Source organism: Arthrobacter sp. fls2-241-R2A-172, assembly GCF_030208885.1.
In the GTDB taxonomy this organism is placed as follows: Bacteria; Actinomycetota; Actinomycetes; order Actinomycetales; family Micrococcaceae; genus Arthrobacter.
This window is the reverse complement of record NZ_JARVTB010000013.1, coordinates 240,939-257,505: the sequence shown is the minus strand read 5'-3', so window position 1 is coordinate 257,505 and position 16,567 is coordinate 240,939. Positions and strand designations below refer to the sequence as shown.

The following is a 16,567-nucleotide window of genomic DNA, read 5'->3' as shown; positions in this document are numbered from 1 at the left end:
CCATGAACCAGACACTCACCCGTGAACGCCAGCAGATCCATTTCTTCGCCTACCTCGTGGGCACCGGCATCCATTTGGCTTCCTGGCGGCACGAAACGGCCTTTCCCCAGGCCAGCATCGACTTTGAGCACCAGGTAAGGCTCGCCCGGACAGCCGAGGACGCGAAATTCGACGCCATCTTCCTGGGCGATTCCCTGGCGATCGATGAGACGTCCAACCCGGGCATCCTCAACCGCTTTGACCCCATTGGCCTGGTCACGGCCCTTGGGGCGGTCACCACAAACATCGGCCTCATCGCGACATCGTCCACGTCCTATGACGAGCCCTTCAATTTCGCCCGGGCTGCCCTCACCGCGGACCATATCAGCGGCGGCCGCGTCGGTTGGAACATTGTCACAACCCGAGACCTCACCAACAGCACTGCGGGCAACTTCAGCGCCGATGAACACTTCGACCACAGTCTCAGGTACCGCCGCGCTGAGGAGTTCGTTGAGGTGACCCAAGGACTCTGGAACTCCTGGGACAGCGACGCTTTCAGCTATGACAAGGACAACGGCCGATTCTTCGACCGCCACAAACTTCACCGCCTGGACTACAAGGGCGAGTTCTTCAAGGTTGCAGGTCCGCTCAACATCGGCCCCTCCCCGCAGCACTCTCCCTTGCTGGCCCAGGCGGGCACTTCGGTGCCCGGCCAGCAGCTGGGTGCCCGGTTCGCCAACGCCCTCTTCGCCAGCCATCCCGACATTCCGCAGGCGAGGCAATACCGCGATTCCGTGAGGGCCCAGGCAACGGCGTTTGGCCGGAATCCCGACGAACTCTACGTCTACCAAGCCATCTCCCCTGTAGTGGCGGACACCCGGGACGAGGCCTTGGAACGGCTCCGTGAACTGGACAGCCTCATCACGGATCAGCAGGTCCTGGATTTCCTGCAGGAGTATTTCGCAGGCCAGTTGGACTTCACAGGCCTCGGGGCGGACGCCACGGTGGCCCAGTCCGGCATCCTCACCATCGCGCAGCCCCGGACCGATTTCCGTTCCGCCGGCGAACAGATCAGCGGGCGTGAAGACGAGGTCACGCTCAAGGACCTCTACTCGATCCTCACTGGCGACAAGCGGAACCACGACTTCATCGGCACCCCGCAGCACGTGGCCGACTCCCTGGAGCGATGGCACGCTGAGGGCGCGGCCGACGGCTTCAACCTCATGTTCTCGCTCCTCCCCCAGGACCTGGAGCGCTTCGCCACGGGCGTCATTCCGCTGCTCCAGGAACGCGGCCTGGCGCGCACTGAGTACGCCGGCACCACCCTGAAATCGCACCTCGGACTCGATCCGCAGCCGAAAGGACAACCATGACCACCACACCAACCGTCGTCACCGCCACCCACGTGATCCGCCAGGCTCGCCCCGAGGAGTACGACGCCGTGGGGCGGCTGACGTACGAAGGCTTCGGTCATCATCTCCCAGGCGCGCATCAGCCTGACGAACAGCGGTTGGAGCTTTTGCTCGATGCCGCGGCACGAGCCCGCGAAGGCGTGCTGCTGGTGGCCGAAGACGTGGAAACCGGGCGTCTGGTGGGCACAGCCAGCCTGCTGCCCTTTGGTTCACGCCTCAGCCGTCAGGCGGAGGAAGGCGAGGTGGAGCTGCGGTTGCTGGCTGTGCACCCGGACGCGCGCAGAACAGGCCTTGGCCAGAAAATCCTGGACGAATCCGCCCGCTTGGCCGCCGCACAGGGTGCCCTGCGCGTGGTGCTGGACACCGCCGTCGACAATGAAGCGTCCCAAAGCCTTTACCGACGCCTTGGCTATATTCGACGTCCCGAGCGTGAGAAGGAGCGCCCCGCGCCAAAGGTGCAGCTGGTGGTCTACACGCTGGAGCTCCCAACGGCCTAAAGGAGGCCCCACCGCACATGCCCGATGGCTGCAGAGTTCGAACTTCTGCGGTCTCTGAAAATCATCAGGGGTTTTGGTTCGACATCGACCGTGGCATGGCTACCTGAAAACCGTTTCAGAAGACAAGGTCACAACCCCTGTTGCAGGATCTACGTCGAACCGGCTTAGCTTACCGGCACCCAGTTCGTCTGCCGCGCGCTCGGCCAGAATCAAGGCGTTGGCCGCGCACGAAGATTGCCATGAGTGATTTTCGTAGTAACCCTGAATGACCTTTTCGGCAACGAACCTCCCACCCAGGTCAAGATCACGTTGCCTCCCGTGCCACCATCGTGTTCTGGCGCGCTCAGTTGCGACATGCAGAGGAGCCTCAACGTTCACTACTTCCAGGTCCTCGTATCCTGCGCTGAACAACTCGTTGATGTAGACATCGATGAGTGGCCTCCAAGATAGGGTTCCGTCCAAGACGACGTTCTCGCCTGCGCTCAACGCCAACCGCCGTACGACATCCGTGGTCCGCGAAGAAGCTGAATGGATGTGCGCGGCAAGTTCCCGTATGCCGACGGGCTTTCCGTCAGGCAGGACGTGAGTGTGCCTGTATGCCAGCAGACCATTGGCATCCGCATCCCTGGGGAGCAGATCTTTGGCCACATCGGGGTCGATGACGCGATACCTCTGAAGCGCCATCGTCTCTCTTGCCTCCGACTTTCCCGCACCAGGCGGACCAGCCGTGACTACCACCGCATGGCCGCCCGTTGACACATCGTCCTGAAGACGCATGTATGCCTTAGCTGCGCGCTATAGCTAAGTCATCGAAGTACACGGCCAGTTCTGAAGGTGGCGTTTCCAGTGCACCACCTGGAGAAAAGAGTTGGGTAAGAGCGGAATGGACGGCGTCCCGGTCAACGGCCAATTGCCGCCCTTACCTCCTGGAACTCGGTTTCGCTGAGGAGACCCTGGGCCACGGCCACCACTACTTGGTCCCACGTCCCGGGCACACGACCTTCGTTCGGGTATGGTGCATCTTCGCCGAAGGAGTACGCGAACGCTTTCAGATCAGCCACAAGTTTGTCGCGGGACGTGTCATAGGCGAAGGCGCGGAGGATCACTTCCTCCGGATCGGGGCTCAGGTCTCCGCCTCTGCGTTCGATGGCCTTTAGCAACCGGTGCACTTTGGCCTGGCTTGTCACAAGGATCTCGGCGATATCACGCTGATTGAAGTTCCGGTTCGCGACGTTCCGAACCGCCCGAAGCTCATCAAGCAAATCGACCCGCTGTCGAGCCTGACGCTGCAGCGCCTCATGATGCATTGCAGCAAGATTGCTGTCCATGGTGATCATTCGACACCTCCTCTTCTGCTGTCAGCCTACCTTGCTGATTCACCATGAATCAAGAAGGTAGGCTGCTGTAATCGTCACCGATTCCGTGAGGCGTGATTGTCACGCGCACCGAGGACGACAGCGAAAACGAACGCGACCGCCAACGTCACCAACGTGGGGAAGAGACCCGCTGTGGAAGCCTTTGCCTTGGGCGGGCTAACCGGAGTGAAGAGGTCGGCAAGAACGCAGTAAATAACGCCTGCGATACCCAAAACCATGGGGATATAGAAATCCTTGCCGATCTGCCACAACTGAACGTAGCTGTAAACGGCTAGGGCGGTGGCAATGAGGCTAAATCCGATACGTGCTAACAGAGGCAGCCTACTGAACATGGCCAGAAGACTTGTCGTGTAGAGGGAGGGGCCAAGTGCCACTAGCGCTGAAGACCAGGCGCTGTACTGATCCGCCAGCGATTTGTTGTCTGCAAGGGCATTTGTTGCCAAATGAAGCAGATAGATAGGTAATGCAAGAGTCGCCACCAGCCCTGCCCCTAGCAGCGTGTACTGGACTACTTTCATCCAAGTCGGCCACTCGTTGTTGGTTCTGTCTGTTCTTGGCACGGTTTCCCCCGATGGTCCATTCCCTTGAGCCACACAACTGAAGCGCCGTGGGCCGATGCAGAATATCAGCACGCACCTGATCACCGTCCCTGCCCTCTGAGCCCGGTTTTCGGCCTGAGCAACAACGAGATCCTCCCGGCGGCATAAGAGGGGCCCCGGCAGTACCCGGAAGGCCGGGCACTCCCGCATTCCCAGGAGTAGCGTTCCAATGGAATGGTCCCCTAGGAAAAGGAACATCATGACTACCTGGCTCATCACAGGCTGCTCCACCGGACTCGGCAGGGCCCTCGCCCAAGCGGTCCTCGCAAAAGGCGATAACGCCGTCGTCACTGCCCGCAACACGGATTCGCTGCAGGACCTGGCCGCGGAATTCCCGACGACGGCCCTCGCCGTGTCGCTCGACGTCACCGATCAGTCCCAGGTGGACGCGGCGGTTCAGCAGGCAACGGAGCGTTTCGGCGGCGTGGACGTCCTGGTCAACAACGCCGGCTACGGTTACCGTGCAGCCATTGAAGAGGGCGACGACGCCGACGTCCGCGCACTGTTCGACACCAACGTGTTCGGCCCCGTCGCCATGATCAAGGCTGTCCTCCCGGGCATGCGCTCCACGCGCTCGGGCGCGATCGTGAATATCTCCTCCATTGGTGCCCGGATCTGCCCGCCCGGATCGGGGTACTACTCTGCGTCCAAGGCCGCCCTGGAGGGAATCTCGGGTTCGCTGCACAAAGAACTCCAGCCGTTGGGGATCTCCGTCACTGCCGTGGAACCGGGTGGATTCCGGACCGACTTCGCCGGACGTTCGCTCACCCAGTCGGCCGAGGCAATCGCGGACTACGCTGACACGGCCGGGAAACGCCGCAAGGAAAGCGACACCGTCCACGGCACCCAGCCGGGCGATCCGGACAAGGCTGCCCAAGTGATCATCAGCGCAGTCGAAGCCGAGCAGACCCCGGCTTTCCTGTTGCTTGGAGCGGATGCCGTTTATGCCTACGACGCCGTGGAGGAAGCGATGCGCGCAGAGGTTGACCGTTGGCGCGAGCACAGTGCCAGCACTGGTTACACGGAGTAACGAGCAACGTGTAATCGGTCACACTTGGCCGGATTCGCTTGTCAATCGCGGTGCGCAACATGAACCATGAATGAGGGAATTCGTTCCCTTACAAGCTGAATCAGCAATCCTCACCGACGAGGATGCGGCCCCGGGCGAAGAGGCTTGGGGCTGATAACGGCCTGAGTGAAAGTACTGACAATGACGACACATACTGACTCCATCACGCTGAAAATCTGGGACAAGTCGGCCATCGACCACACCATCGATGCCGCCATCCAGTCCCTCTCACACCGCGCCGCCGCCGAAAACTGCGGCATCGCAGTGACGCTCAGCGGACCGAAAACCTTCACGGTCGCCTTGAGCCGCTAAGCAGCCCAAACCAAACGCAAGAGGACGACGCCGGTACTTGCCGGCGTCGTCCTCTTGCGTTTAAGTCCGTCTGGAAGTCCTGAGCAAACCTTGAGTTTTCCTTGACGCTTTGCCTGCGTATTTCTTGCGTTGGCGTTGGAACTCTAAGTGAGTCAACGCTTCAACAAACGAACGGAGGGATCACAATGCTCACGGAAATCACGGTTCGTGCAGACGCACCGGACACGGACGCCTCACCGCGCGGATCCCACCGTGCCGCCGGCGGAGTAGTAACAGTCCTGGTCCCGGCCCACAACGAATCTGCCGGAATCACCGAGACGCTGGTATCTCTGAAGAACCAAACCCGCCGCCCGGACCGCATCATCGTGGTCGCCGATAACTGCACCGATGACACCGAGACTTTGGCGCTTGCCCAGGGCGTCGAGGTGCTGCCAACCGTCGGTAACAAGGACAAGAAGGCCGGTGCCTTGAACTTCGCACTCAGCCAATTGCTTCCGGACGCCGATCCCGAAGACTTGGTGCTGGTCCAGGACGCCGACTCCCAGCTGGCCCTGGACTTCATCGAGAACGCCACCGCCAACCTGCTCAAGGACGATCTGCTCGGCGCCGTTGGTGGCGTGTTCAGCGGTGGTCCCGGCGGCGGTTTTGTGGGCCACCTGCAGCGCAACGAGTACGCCCGCTACGCAAGGGACGTCAAGCGCCTCCACGGCAAATGCCTGGTGGTGACCGGAACGGCCGCACTGTTCAGGGTCAAGACGTTGCGCGATGTGGTTGCAGCTCGTTTGGCGGGCACCTTGCCTCCCGGAAACGGCAAGGGCGGCGTCTACGACACCTCCGTCCTCACCGAAGACAACGAGCTTTCCTTCGCCCTGCTGACCCTCGGGTACCGCATCGCTTCGCCCTCCAATTGCACCCTGGTCACCGAGGTCATGCCCACCTGGCGTGAACTCTGGGCGCAACGGCTCCGCTGGAAGCGGGGCGCTGTGGAGAACTGCGTGCAGTACGGCTGGACCAAGGTAACGCGCGCTTACTGGGGCCGGCAGTTCCTGTCCATGATCGGCGTCGTAGTAACCATCGCCTACTTCGGCTCCATCATTTTTGCTTTGACCACCGGAATGGGCCTGAACCTCCAGCCATTCTGGATCGCAGTCACCGGCATCTTCGTCCTGGAACGCATCGTCACACTGCGTTTCCGCGGCTGGAGGTACATGCTGCTGGCCGCCACCATGTACGAAACCGTCATCGATATCTTCCTCCAGGCCGTGCACGCCAAGGCCTACCTGGATGCAGCCCTCAACCGCAAGAAAGTTTGGTAATCACTGATGTACAACAACCCAGCAGGACCCGCAGCAGGCGCATTCGTAGGTGCCACAGGCTCAGGAACGCTCGCCATGACAGGCGCAGGCGATCTGTTCTGGTTCGCCCTGGCTGCCTTCGCAATGCTCGCCCTGGGCCTCGCCATCAAGAGGATCGTCCCAGTCCGTGCCGAGAAGAAGGCCTAGCCGCTTCTCCCCAAAGCCCAACAGGCCCGCAGGTGTGTCGCTTTCCCCCCAGCGCGACACAACTGCGGGCCCGTTGTTTTAAGACTCAGGCCACAACCGCTGTGCTGGCGGATGTTTTGGCCGCCGTGGTGTAACCAGGGTTGGTGCCGGTGACCCTCACACTCATCGTGTCGGCCTGGTCAGCGCTCACCAGCATGTAGGTTTTAGCCGTTGCCCCCGAAATCGCCACCCCTGACCGATACCACTGGTACGTCAGGGTGGTTCCTGAGGTCCAGGTGCCCGTATTGGCTGTCAGTGTGGAGCCCACGGTCAACGTCCCACTGATGGTGGGAACCGGTGCCACCAGGGTGCCTGCGACAACTGTTGCCGTTGGCGCGGACTCCTTGGTTGTTGTTGCGTACCCGGCTTTGGTTCCGGTGACCCGGACAGTCAATTTGGTGCCTTGGTCTGCCGCAGCCAAGACGCGGGTTGCGTTGGTGGCGCCTGCAATCGCCACTCCATTCCTGTACCACTGGTAAGTCAGTGCAGTGCCCGTGGTCCACGTTCCCGGCGCGGCCGTCAACGTTGAACCCACTGCTGCCGTACCGGTCACCGTGGGAGTCGGGGCCGTCAACGGGATGCCCGGGACAAAGGAGAAATCGCGAATGGTGACGGACTCCGGAGCAACGCCTGCTGCGTCTCCTCCCCCACCGCCGGTCACCCAAAGGTTGAAGTGGATCTGTTCCTTGGCGGGAAGCGGAACCGTAGACCCCTGGAGGACGGTCCTTTTCAGCAGCGTCCCGGTGTAGCCCTCCCCTGCAAACGTCTCGAAAGTCAGCTTGCCCGGCTCCCACACCATCCTGTGCGTGAGAATCGGAGCGTTGGTGACATCGAAGGTGACAGTGTTATTGCCCTGCCCTGGAGGCTTGGTGGCATCGAACCAGTAGCCATGCCCCTGCGTTACCGGCCAGTTCTCGCCGTAAGCCGCTCCGCCACCCCACGCCGACGCTTCGCAAAGATCGATTTCGGTGTACCCGGGTTCCGCTGCGGGGTCGTACGTGAACAGGCAACCCCATACAACTTCCTTCTGCAGGGCGCTGACGTCCTTTTCCACCGTGGTGCTGTAGGTGCCATAGCCAAATCCTTCACGGGTGGACTGGAACTCCGCCCCCTTGGGAGCGGACCCGGTGGGGTTGGTGATGGAGAGCTTGACGTACCCGTTGGCGTCAGGATTGCTCACATTGTTGGCGTCCCAGCTGGCGTTGTACATGGGCGCCCCACCCCAAAAACGCTTTTGCCAGTTGAATCCCTTCCACGCAAAACTGCCCACCGGCCCGGGATCATCAGCCATCGGCGTGGTATCCGCGGCACTTGAGGGGCCCATACCCGTGAACATCGATAAACCTACCGCCGCAATGACGGCCAATCCCATTGCTTTTCTTCCCCCATGTGGAAGGAGCTTCACTGACAATGCCATAGCTGTGTCCTCCTGCTGATGCGCCCAGAAATGCCTCCGGCAATTGCCCGAGGCCGCCGTGACGTTCCACCCCCGAGGAACGTGCAACTCCTCGATTATCGATTAGGCAGGGTCCTGTCGGAAGCGAAATGGGCCAGCAAAATCGGCACTACTACATCAATTGGATAACGGCGGGACGTCGCACTACCTCTGGCGCTGCATTCCGGGGCGACTCCGGCCGCGTCACGATCACTCGTTTGCCCGCACTAACAAAGTGACAGGACACATGCCTTGATGCAGAAAGACATGGACGTTAGATCGGAGACTCATCCAATGACAAGCCGCAGCGGCGCCGCTGAGCCCGGACCGGTTTTGCCCTACGCAGCCCCGCGTGAGCTGTCCTCCGCCGAAGACAAGACACCGCGCATCGGGAACACCCAAACCCCTACATGCTGACCTCAAGCACAATAACTCCCGGGCACCCCACGAACCCACAGGACCAATCCGGGACACCCATGCTGCGGGTCCGGATCCGGAAGGAGTCCTGGACCTCGAAGCTCGCCCGGCGTCCCGTTTGGATTGCCGGGCTGGTGGGCTTGCTCGCCCTGGTGTTCCGGGTAACAGGAGTTGAGCGGGCCAACGACGTCTTCATCGACGAGGTGACATACGCCGATCTGGCCAGGCAACTGGCGGACGGGCAGGTTCCTTCAACGTCAGGCTCTCCCTTTTTCCTCCATCCTCCCGGCTCCTACGCACTCAATGCCCTGGTTATCCGGATCATGGGCCTCGATGGGCATCCCATGGACCTGGCGCTTCAACTGCGCTGGTTCAACGCCTTCCTGGGCGTGGCCACCGTTGTTGTCTGCTTCATGCTGGTCCGCAGGCTGGTAGGGCTGGGTCCTGCCTTCGTTGCCGGCATCATCCTGGCCAGCGACCCCTTCGTGCTCCGCATGGACGGGCGGTTGATGATGGAGACGCCCACTGGCTTGGCGGTCCTGTCCGGTTGGCTCCTGGTCCTGCTGCTGATCAAGGGCGAACGCGGACGCACCAGGCTATGGCTCGAAATAGCAGCAGGACTGGTCTTTGGATTGGCGATCGTCATGAAAGACATGACGGCGATTTTCACCGTGGTCCCATTGCTGGCCGGTGTGCCCTGGCGGCGAACGGTTCCTACGCTGACCGCCCTGAGGATTGTTTGTTGTTCCGTGGTTCCGTACCTCATCTATCTGAGCCTGATCACTGCAGGTGGGCTGCTCCCCCAGTTCCTGGAACAAAAGTCCGTGGGTGTCCTAAGAATGGCCGGCGTGGTGCAGATGACGGGCTTCAATGCCGTCCCTGGCGTCGGGCTGCTGGATCGGCTGATGGTTCTGTTGGGGCGGTTCGGCACAAGCTACGTGCTCCTGGGACTTTCCATCGTGGCCGGCGGCCTGGCCGCGGCCTCCCCGCTGGTGGAACGACGCATTATTGGCTTGTTCTCTTTGATCACCGGCATGGTGGGCGTCTACTCCGTGTTTTTCGGTGCGGCTGAGGAGCAGTTCGGCTATTGCGTGGTGCTGGCGGCTTTGGTTTCAACGCCTGTAGCCACGGTCATGGTGGTGGCGTGGCGACCCCGTCTGCGGAGTGCCGTAACCGCCGTCGTCATCCTCATGACAGGCCTGGGCCTGTTTTTGGGTGTTCAGGCAAGGTCGGTGGTTGACGACGGTCTGGTCCGTGCGCGGGCCTTCATGACGACGGAGCTGCCTCCGTCCGCGATCGTAGGGCTGACGTCCGTCACGGGTGAGTTCGCACTTTTGCCGCACGAGGGCTGGGAGGTTTTGCCGTCCTTGCAGTCATTGCATGACCGGAACGCGGAGTATGTCCTGACGCAGGGCAGGCAACTGGGCGAAGGGTACGGCTACGCTTCACCTGCATTCCTGGATTGGCTAGAGAAGAATGCCCAGCCCGTCTTCACCTTCTCCGGGCCAACGTCAGGGAACACTGTGGTGTGGAAACTGGATCGCGACAAGCTGGACGCCGCTGTGGCCGGCGGAATGACGCTGCCACCGGTGACCGGCGGTTACCCATGAGGCGCGTTAGCCTCTTGACCTTCCTGGCGTTGATGATCCTGGGCTCAACCGTTGGCTGTTCGGCCGGAGCCGGGCGCGTCAGCCCTGCCCCGATGGCTTTCGGCGTCCTGGGCTCCAGCTGTTCCCCGGACCGTCTGGCCGCGCTTCGGACGGTTGGAGTTAGCGTAGTGGAGCTGCCACTGGCTTGGGATCGCTACGAACCAGTGGAAGGCCGGGTAGATTCACGCTACGTCGCTGAGGTGCAGGCACGGTTGAACGCTTGCCGCCAGGCCGGGATGGGGGTGGTCCTGTCTCCTGGCCTTCACTATGCGCCGAACTGGGTCCGGCGGTTGACCGGCGGTGTCCTGAAGGGCAGCTCCGGAGGCGTAGCCCGCCACGGCGGAGCGGAGCTGATCTTCAGCGCCGCAACCCGGGATGCCGCCCAAGAATATCTGGCCCGCGTCGCATCGGATCTCGGGCTGGAGCACTTCACTGCCATAAGGGTTGGTACGGACGCCAGCGGTGAGCTGGGATATCCGGGACCCGAGGATGGCGGAAACAAACGCGAGTATTGGGCCTTTGGCGACGCACCCCAACGCGGGATCGGACTGGCCGAAGGCGCGGCGCGGTCGCCCATGCCGGGTTGGGTTCCGGGCTCCCGATCCTGGAACGGACGGTTGGTAACACCTGAGCAGGTCCGGAACTGGTGGGACTGGTATACGGGATCAGCTGTGGATGCGTTGGTGTGGCAGGTGGGCGAGTTGCGGAGGCTCGGCTACAAAGGGCTGGTTCACGTTCCGGTGGCCGGCCGCGGAGCCTTGCCTGCCGACGTGGTGGAAGCGGTGGAGGGACGCCTCGATGGCCGCGCCAACCCGGATGGCGCCTTGGAGCGCGGCCTTGACTACGTTGCCCAGTTCGCGGTTTTGGCCTCCTTGCCCGGTCTGGCTATTGACTTCACTGGTTTGGACGACGCCTCTGATGTGGTGGCAGGGGCAGCCGATCCCCCACAGGACCGTTGCCGCCCGGATGATCAAACCAGGGTGGTCCAGGATGACGTCTCTGAATGGTCGTCCCACAGATACACCAGTGCATTGGCGAGGCGCTCCGGGCTCGGGTTGGTCGGCGAAAATCCCGGCTCTCCAGATGCGCCGTTCACCGGGGGGTCGCCGCTCTCCCACAGCCTTGCCGATCAGTTGCGGCTGGCGCCCGAGTACGCCGCAGAGTGCGGGATGAGCATGTTCCTTTTCGGCTTCGAGGAGGACCTCTTCCGGGGCGAGGGCCACGCCGGAAGGGAGGTGGGCGTAGCGGACTACGGCAGGGCGATCCAGCAGCTCCGGGCAGACGGGCGTTGATGCAGCAATCCTCTAGGGCAACGCATCCGGTAGGCTCGGTTCCTGACCTTGGACGTCCTGGATGGTTCGAAGGAAAAAATGGCAATTCGCAGCGCAGGCATACTTCTTTACCGGCAGCCTCCATCTGGTCCGTTGGAACTATGGATAGCCCACATGGGCGGCCCATTCTGGTCACGGAAAGACCAGCACGCGTGGTCCATTCCCAAGGGCGAATTCACTGACGATGAAGACGCCTTGGACGCAGCGAAACGGGAATTTCTGGAGGAAATTGGCTCCCCTCCCCCATCCGTAGACTACGAATTGTTGGGGGTTTTCCGCCAGCCCTCCGGCAAACTCATCACTGCTTTCGCCGCCGAAGCCAGGGAATTTCAGCCGGACACAATTGTCAGCAACACCTTCCCCATGGAGTGGCCAAAAGGCTCCGGGGCCATCAAGGAATTCCCCGAGATTGATGACGCACGTTGGTTTGATGAAGCCACGGCCCGGACCAAGCTGGTCAAAGGGCAGCTGCCCATCGTTGATGCGTTGGTCAGTCGGCTAGCGTTAAGGGATGGCCACTGAATACAGGTACGACGTCGAGGTTCTGCACCTATTGGTGTCGCCGGCGCATGCCTACTTTGGTCGTGCCCGGGAGGGGGCTGCGGATGTCCCCACCACGGATGCCCACCACGCGGAACTGGTCACCGGCAAGGGAATTGTTGGGGACAGGTTCTTCGGCAAGGCCGCCCACATGGACGCAGCAGTCACGCTCTTCTCAGTAGAGGCGTTGGAGGCAATCGCGGACGAACTCGACGCCGGGCCTTTTGACCCGTTGCTGACGCGCCGCAATGTTGTCCTCAGGGGTGCCGAGCTGGCGCCCTTGCTCGGACACGAATTCACCCTGGAGTCCGGGGACGATGCGGTGCGGTTGAAGGCGGGCCGCCCAGCCCACCCGTGCGCATGGATGGACCAAATGTTGGCTCCCGGCGCCCACAAAGCGATGCGGGGCCGCGGCGGCGTGCGATGCCAGGTCATCTCGGGTGGACTGCTGAACAAGGGCCCAGCCACACTGGTGAGCCCCGTCCCCCTGGACCCAGCCAAGGCCGGAGATGCCAACGTGCTTCGACCGTCACGCCTGCCCTAGGGAGCACAGCACGCACCATTGAAGGACCTGGACAATTGCCCGTCGAACCCAGGGCGTTCCGTGCCGCTCTTGGACGTGGGCCGTGGACACTGGAGCTCCTACACTTCGGCGGCCGGCGCTGCGAATTGTGCCTCGTACAGCCTGGAGTACGCTCCCCCTGCGGCCAACAGCTCCGAGTGCGTCCCCTGTTCCACGATCTGCCCGGCCTCCATGACCAGAATGAGGTCGGCGTCCCGGATGGTGGAGAGCCGGTGCGCGATCACGAAGCTGGTCCGGTCCGAGCGCAGCGCGTTCATGGCTTTCTGCACCAGCACCTCGGTCCGCGTATCAACGGAGCTGGTCGCTTCATCCAGGATCAGCACGGACGGACGGGACAGGAAAGCACGCGCGATGGTCAGCAACTGCTTCTCACCTGCCGACACATTGCCGCCCTCGTCGTCGAGCAGGGTGTCGTAACCTTCCGGGAGCGACCGCACGAAGCGGTCGACATAGGTTGCCTGTGCGGCTTCAACAATCTCGGATTCGGAAGCTGTGGGCCGCCCGTAGGCGATGTTGTCCCGGATGGTCCCGCCAAACAGCCACGTATCCTGCAGCACCATGCCCATCCGCGAGCGCAGTTCCTGCCGTGACAGGGACGCGATGTCCACGCCGTCCAAGGTGATCCGGCCGCCGTCGAGGTCGTAGAACCGCATCATGAGGTTCACCAGCGTTGTCTTGCCGGCACCCGTGGGCCCAACGATCGCAATGCTCTGCCCCGGCTCGGCGACCAGGCTGAGGTCCGTGATCAGCGGCTTGTCCGGCGAGTAGCGGAAGGACACGTTCTCGAACACGAGCCGGCCGCGGGAGGGACCGGTTGCGGTAGCTGCCGGCTCTTCGGACTCCTCCTTTTCATCGAGCAGGTTGAAGACGCGTTCGGCGGATGCGACCCCGGATTGGAGCATGTTGGCCATGGATCCGAGCTGGGCCAGCGGCATGGTGAACTGCCGCGAGTACTGGATGAACGCCTGCACATCGCCCAGTTGCATGGCACCGGAGGCGACCTGCAGGCCTCCCACCACGGCGATACCCACATAGACGAGGTTGCCGATGAATGTCATGGCCGGCATGATCAGCCCACTCACGAACTGCGCCCCGAAGCTGGCCTGGTACAGCTCCGCGTTCTTCGTGCGGAATTTCTCCTGAACCTCGTTCTGCCGCCCGAACACCTTCACCAACGCGTGGCCGGTGTAGGTTTCCTCGATCTGGCCGTTGAGTTCGCCTGTGTTTTTCCACTGGGCCACGAACATTTTCTGGGACCGTTTGGCGATCAGCATGGTGATGCCCAGGGTCAGGGGGATGGTCACAAGTGCGATCAGTGCCAGCAGTGGCGAGAGGATGAACATCATCACCAGCACGCCCAACACGGTGAGCAGGGACGAAACTACCTGGCTGATGGATTGCTGCAGGCTTTGGGAGATGTTGTCCACATCGTTGGTCACCCGACTGAGCAGCTCGCCGCGCTGTATGGAGTCGAAGTACCGGAGCGGCAGCCGGTGGATTTTCGCTTCGATCCGCTCACGCAGCCGGTAGACGGTGCGCTGGACGACGCCGTTGAGGACGTACGCCTGCATCCAACCGAACGCTGAGGCCAGGACATATAGGGCCAGCGCCCACAGCAGCACGGAGGACAGCGCGCCGAAGTCGATTCCGACGCCGGGAGTGAGGGTCATGGCGCTGAGCATGTCGGCTTTGCTGCCCTCGCCTGAGGCGCGGAGCCTGTCGATCACCTCGGCTTTGGTGACTCCTGCGGGCAGCTGTTTGGAGACGACGCCGGCAAAGATCAGGTTGGTGCCTTCGCCAAGCAGCCGGGGCCCGATCACGGACAGCGCGACGCTGACCACGGCGAACACCAGGACCATGGTCAGCCAGAACCGCTCCGGATGGAGGGTGCCCAGCAGGCGCCGGGCGGAGGCGCCGAAGTTGGATGCTTTCTCGGCCGGGACGTTCATCCCGGCGAAGGGTCCGCCGCGTCCTGGACCCATGGCGGGCCGTTGGGGTCCCCGGGTGGCCGTGCTCATGCTGCTTCCTCCGATGCCAGCTGGGACGACACGATTTCGCGGTAGGTTTCGGAGTACTCCAGCAACTCATCGTGCGTTCCCTGCCCCACGATCCTGCCGTCGTCGAGCACCAGGATCTGGTCCGCGTCGGCGATGCTGGACACGCGCTGGGCGATGATCACCAGGGTGGCTCCGTTTGTGTGCCGTTTGAGTGCCTGCCGCAGCCGGGCGTCCGTTGCGGTGTCCAGCGAGGAGAACGAATCATCAAAAATGTACAGTTCCGGCTGCTTCACCAATGCCCGCGCAATCGCGAGCCGCTGGCGCTGCCCGCCCGAGACGTTTGTGCCGCCCTGGGAGATGGCCGCGTCGAGGCCACCTTCCATTTCTTCGACGAAGTCCCGCGCCTGGGCCACGGACAGTGCCTGCCACATCTCTTCCTCGGTAGCGTCGGGTTTGCCGTATTGGAGGTTGCTGCGGACCGTTCCGGAGAACAGGTATGGCCGTTGCGGCACCAGGCCGATGTGGCCCCATAATTTGTCTGGGTGCAGGTCGCGGACGTCCACGCCATCCATTCGCACGGATCCGCTGGTGGCATCGAAAAGGCGCGGCATGAGGTTCACCAGAGTGGTTTTACCGGCACCGGTGCTGCCGATGATCGCTGTGGTCTGCCCTGCGGCGGCGGTGAAAGTGACACCGCTCAGTACAGGTTGCTCGGCACCCGGGTAGGCGAATCCGACGTCGTGCATGGCCAGTTCGCCCCGGCGGATACCGGCGGCTACCGGGTTCGACGGCGGCTGGACGCTTGAGGGGGTATCGAGCACCTCACCGATCCGGTCGGCGGAGACGGACGCCCGGGGAATCATCACGGCCATGAACGTGGCCATCATGACGGACATGAGGATCTGCATCAGGTAGCTCAGGAACGCGATCAGGGTGCCCACTTGCATGGACCCGTCCTCGATCCTGAAGGACCCGAACCAGATCACCGCCACACTGGAGACGTTCATGACCAGCATGACCACAGGGAACATGAGCGACATCAAACGGCCCGCCCGCAGCGCTACGTCAGTGACGTCGTCGTTCGCTTTACCGAAACGGGCTGTCTCCATGTCTTCGCGCACGAACGCCCGGACCACCCGGATGCCGGTGAGCTGCTCGCGCAGGACCCGGTTGACGGCGTCGATCCTTACCTGCATTTTGCGGAACAGCGGCACCATCCGGGTCACGATCAGGCCGACCGCCACCAGCAGGACCGGGACGCAGACCGCAATCAGCCAGGACAGTTGCGCGTCCTGTCGCACGGCCATGATCACCCCGCCGATGCTGAGCATGGGGGCCGCGACCATCAGCGTGCAGGACATGAGGACCAGCTGCTGGATCTGCTGGACGTCGTTGGTGGAGCGTGTGATCAGGGACGGCGCACCGAACCTGGTGACCTCCTGCTCGGAAAACTCGCCGACGCGGCTGAAGATCGCGTCGCGGACGTCGCGACCCATGCCCATGGCGGCTTTCGCGCCGAAGTACACAGCCACCACGGCACACGCTATCTGCAGCAGGGTAATCAGCAGCATGAGCCCGCCCATGCGCAGGATGTAGTCGGTATCGCCGGTGGCCACACCGTTATCGATGATGTCCGCGTTGAGTGTGGGCAGGTACAGGGAGGCGATGGACTGCGCCAGCTGGAAGACGACGACGGCAATCAACAGCCGCTGATGCGGCCGCAGGAACCGGACAAGGACCTTCCAAAGCATGAGATCTCCAAGCAGACGCTGTATGAACCGAAGGCCAGTTTACGTCTGGTTGCCGCGGGCAACTAGGGGCAATGCTGTG

At 62.3% G+C, this 16,567-nt stretch carries 17 protein-coding genes; 11 read left to right on the top strand and 6 right to left on the bottom strand.

The features are described 5' to 3' along the window. Positions 1-2 precede the first annotated feature (2 nt). Positions 3-1,352: an LLM class flavin-dependent oxidoreductase gene (locus tag QRM57_RS18595; protein ID WP_284987700.1), complete on the top strand. Its 1,350-nt coding sequence runs from the start codon at positions 3-5 to the stop codon at positions 1,350-1,352. Then, positions 1,349-1,888, top strand: a complete 540-nt coding sequence (locus tag QRM57_RS18590; RefSeq protein WP_284987699.1) for a GNAT family N-acetyltransferase — start codon at positions 1,349-1,351, stop codon at positions 1,886-1,888. The genes QRM57_RS18595 and QRM57_RS18590 overlap by 4 nt, the downstream gene beginning before the upstream one ends. Before the next feature lie 99 nt (positions 1,889-1,987). Here the strand turns inward: QRM57_RS18590 and QRM57_RS18585 are convergent, their stop codons facing one another. The 3 genes from QRM57_RS18585 to QRM57_RS18575 form a co-directional block, all read right to left on the bottom strand. Further along, on the bottom strand, positions 1,988-2,665 hold the full coding sequence (locus QRM57_RS18585) for a zeta toxin family protein (RefSeq protein WP_284987698.1): 678 nt from the start codon (positions 2,663-2,665) through the stop codon (positions 1,988-1,990). A gap of 122 nt (positions 2,666-2,787) precedes the next feature. Then, complete coding sequence (locus QRM57_RS18580; RefSeq protein WP_235517559.1) at positions 2,788-3,225, bottom strand: hypothetical protein; 438 nt, start codon at positions 3,223-3,225, stop codon at positions 2,788-2,790. A 74-nt stretch (positions 3,226-3,299) separates the two neighbouring features. After that, the gene (locus QRM57_RS18575; RefSeq protein WP_284987697.1) at positions 3,300-3,782 is read right to left on the bottom strand and encodes a hypothetical protein; all 483 of its coding nucleotides are present in this window, start codon (positions 3,780-3,782) and stop codon (positions 3,300-3,302) included. Positions 3,783-4,062: 280 nt separating this feature from the next. Between QRM57_RS18575 and QRM57_RS18570 the strand changes: the two genes are divergently transcribed. The 4 genes from QRM57_RS18570 (at position 4,063) to QRM57_RS18555 (ending at position 6,746) form a co-directional block, all read left to right on the top strand. Then, on the top strand, positions 4,063-4,893 hold the full coding sequence (locus QRM57_RS18570) for an oxidoreductase (RefSeq protein WP_284987696.1): 831 nt from the start codon (positions 4,063-4,065) through the stop codon (positions 4,891-4,893). Positions 4,894-5,073: 180 nt separating this feature from the next. Further along, a complete protein-coding gene (locus tag QRM57_RS18565) occupies positions 5,074-5,244 on the top strand; it encodes a hypothetical protein (RefSeq protein WP_186313584.1) in 171 nt (56 codons plus the stop codon). A gap of 185 nt (positions 5,245-5,429) precedes the next feature. Beyond that, the gene (locus QRM57_RS18560; RefSeq protein WP_235517567.1) at positions 5,430-6,560 is read left to right on the top strand and encodes a glycosyltransferase family 2 protein; all 1,131 of its coding nucleotides are present in this window, start codon (positions 5,430-5,432) and stop codon (positions 6,558-6,560) included. Positions 6,561-6,566: 6 nt separating this feature from the next. Continuing rightward, on the top strand, positions 6,567-6,746 hold the full coding sequence (locus QRM57_RS18555) for a hypothetical protein (RefSeq protein ID WP_211713326.1): 180 nt from the start codon (positions 6,567-6,569) through the stop codon (positions 6,744-6,746). Positions 6,747-6,831: 85 nt separating this feature from the next. Here QRM57_RS18555 and QRM57_RS18550 read toward each other — a convergent pair whose 3' ends face one another. Continuing rightward, positions 6,832-8,157 carry a hypothetical protein gene (locus tag QRM57_RS18550; protein ID WP_284987695.1) on the bottom strand — a complete coding sequence of 442 codons (1,326 nt, stop codon included), beginning with the start codon at positions 8,155-8,157 and terminating at the stop codon, positions 6,832-6,834. Positions 8,158-8,514: 357 nt separating this feature from the next. On the opposite strand from QRM57_RS18550, the gene QRM57_RS18545 reads away from it, so the two are divergent. The 5 genes from QRM57_RS18545 to QRM57_RS18525 all read left to right on the top strand — a co-directional run bounded on the left by QRM57_RS18545 (position 8,515) and on the right by QRM57_RS18525 (position 12,701). Next, complete coding sequence (locus QRM57_RS18545) at positions 8,515-8,637, top strand: hypothetical protein (RefSeq protein ID WP_284987693.1); 123 nt, start codon at positions 8,515-8,517, stop codon at positions 8,635-8,637. Continuing rightward, positions 8,631-10,247 carry an ArnT family glycosyltransferase gene (locus QRM57_RS18540; protein ID WP_284987692.1) on the top strand — a complete coding sequence of 539 codons (1,617 nt, stop codon included), beginning with the start codon at positions 8,631-8,633 and terminating at the stop codon, positions 10,245-10,247. The genes QRM57_RS18545 and QRM57_RS18540 overlap by 7 nt, the downstream gene beginning before the upstream one ends. Beyond that, a complete protein-coding gene (locus QRM57_RS18535) occupies positions 10,244-11,578 on the top strand; it encodes a hypothetical protein (RefSeq protein WP_284987691.1) in 1,335 nt (444 codons plus the stop codon). The genes QRM57_RS18540 and QRM57_RS18535 overlap by 4 nt, the downstream gene beginning before the upstream one ends. 78 nt (positions 11,579-11,656) lie before the next feature. Continuing rightward, complete coding sequence (locus QRM57_RS18530) at positions 11,657-12,139, top strand: NUDIX hydrolase (protein WP_235517575.1); 483 nt, start codon at positions 11,657-11,659, stop codon at positions 12,137-12,139. Next, positions 12,129-12,701 carry an MOSC domain-containing protein gene (locus QRM57_RS18525; protein WP_284987689.1) on the top strand — a complete coding sequence of 191 codons (573 nt, stop codon included), beginning with the start codon at positions 12,129-12,131 and terminating at the stop codon, positions 12,699-12,701. Before QRM57_RS18530 ends, QRM57_RS18525 begins: the two co-directional genes overlap by 11 nt. A gap of 98 nt (positions 12,702-12,799) precedes the next feature. On the opposite strand, the gene QRM57_RS18520 is transcribed toward QRM57_RS18525, so the two are convergent. After that, positions 12,800-14,758, bottom strand: a complete 1,959-nt coding sequence (locus QRM57_RS18520) for an ABC transporter ATP-binding protein (protein ID WP_284987688.1) — start codon at positions 14,756-14,758, stop codon at positions 12,800-12,802. Further along, entirely contained in the window at positions 14,755-16,488 is a 1,734-nt protein-coding gene (locus QRM57_RS18515) for an ABC transporter ATP-binding protein (RefSeq protein WP_284987686.1), read from the bottom strand. The genes QRM57_RS18520 and QRM57_RS18515 overlap by 4 nt, the downstream gene beginning before the upstream one ends. Positions 16,489-16,567: the final 79 nt, after the last annotated feature.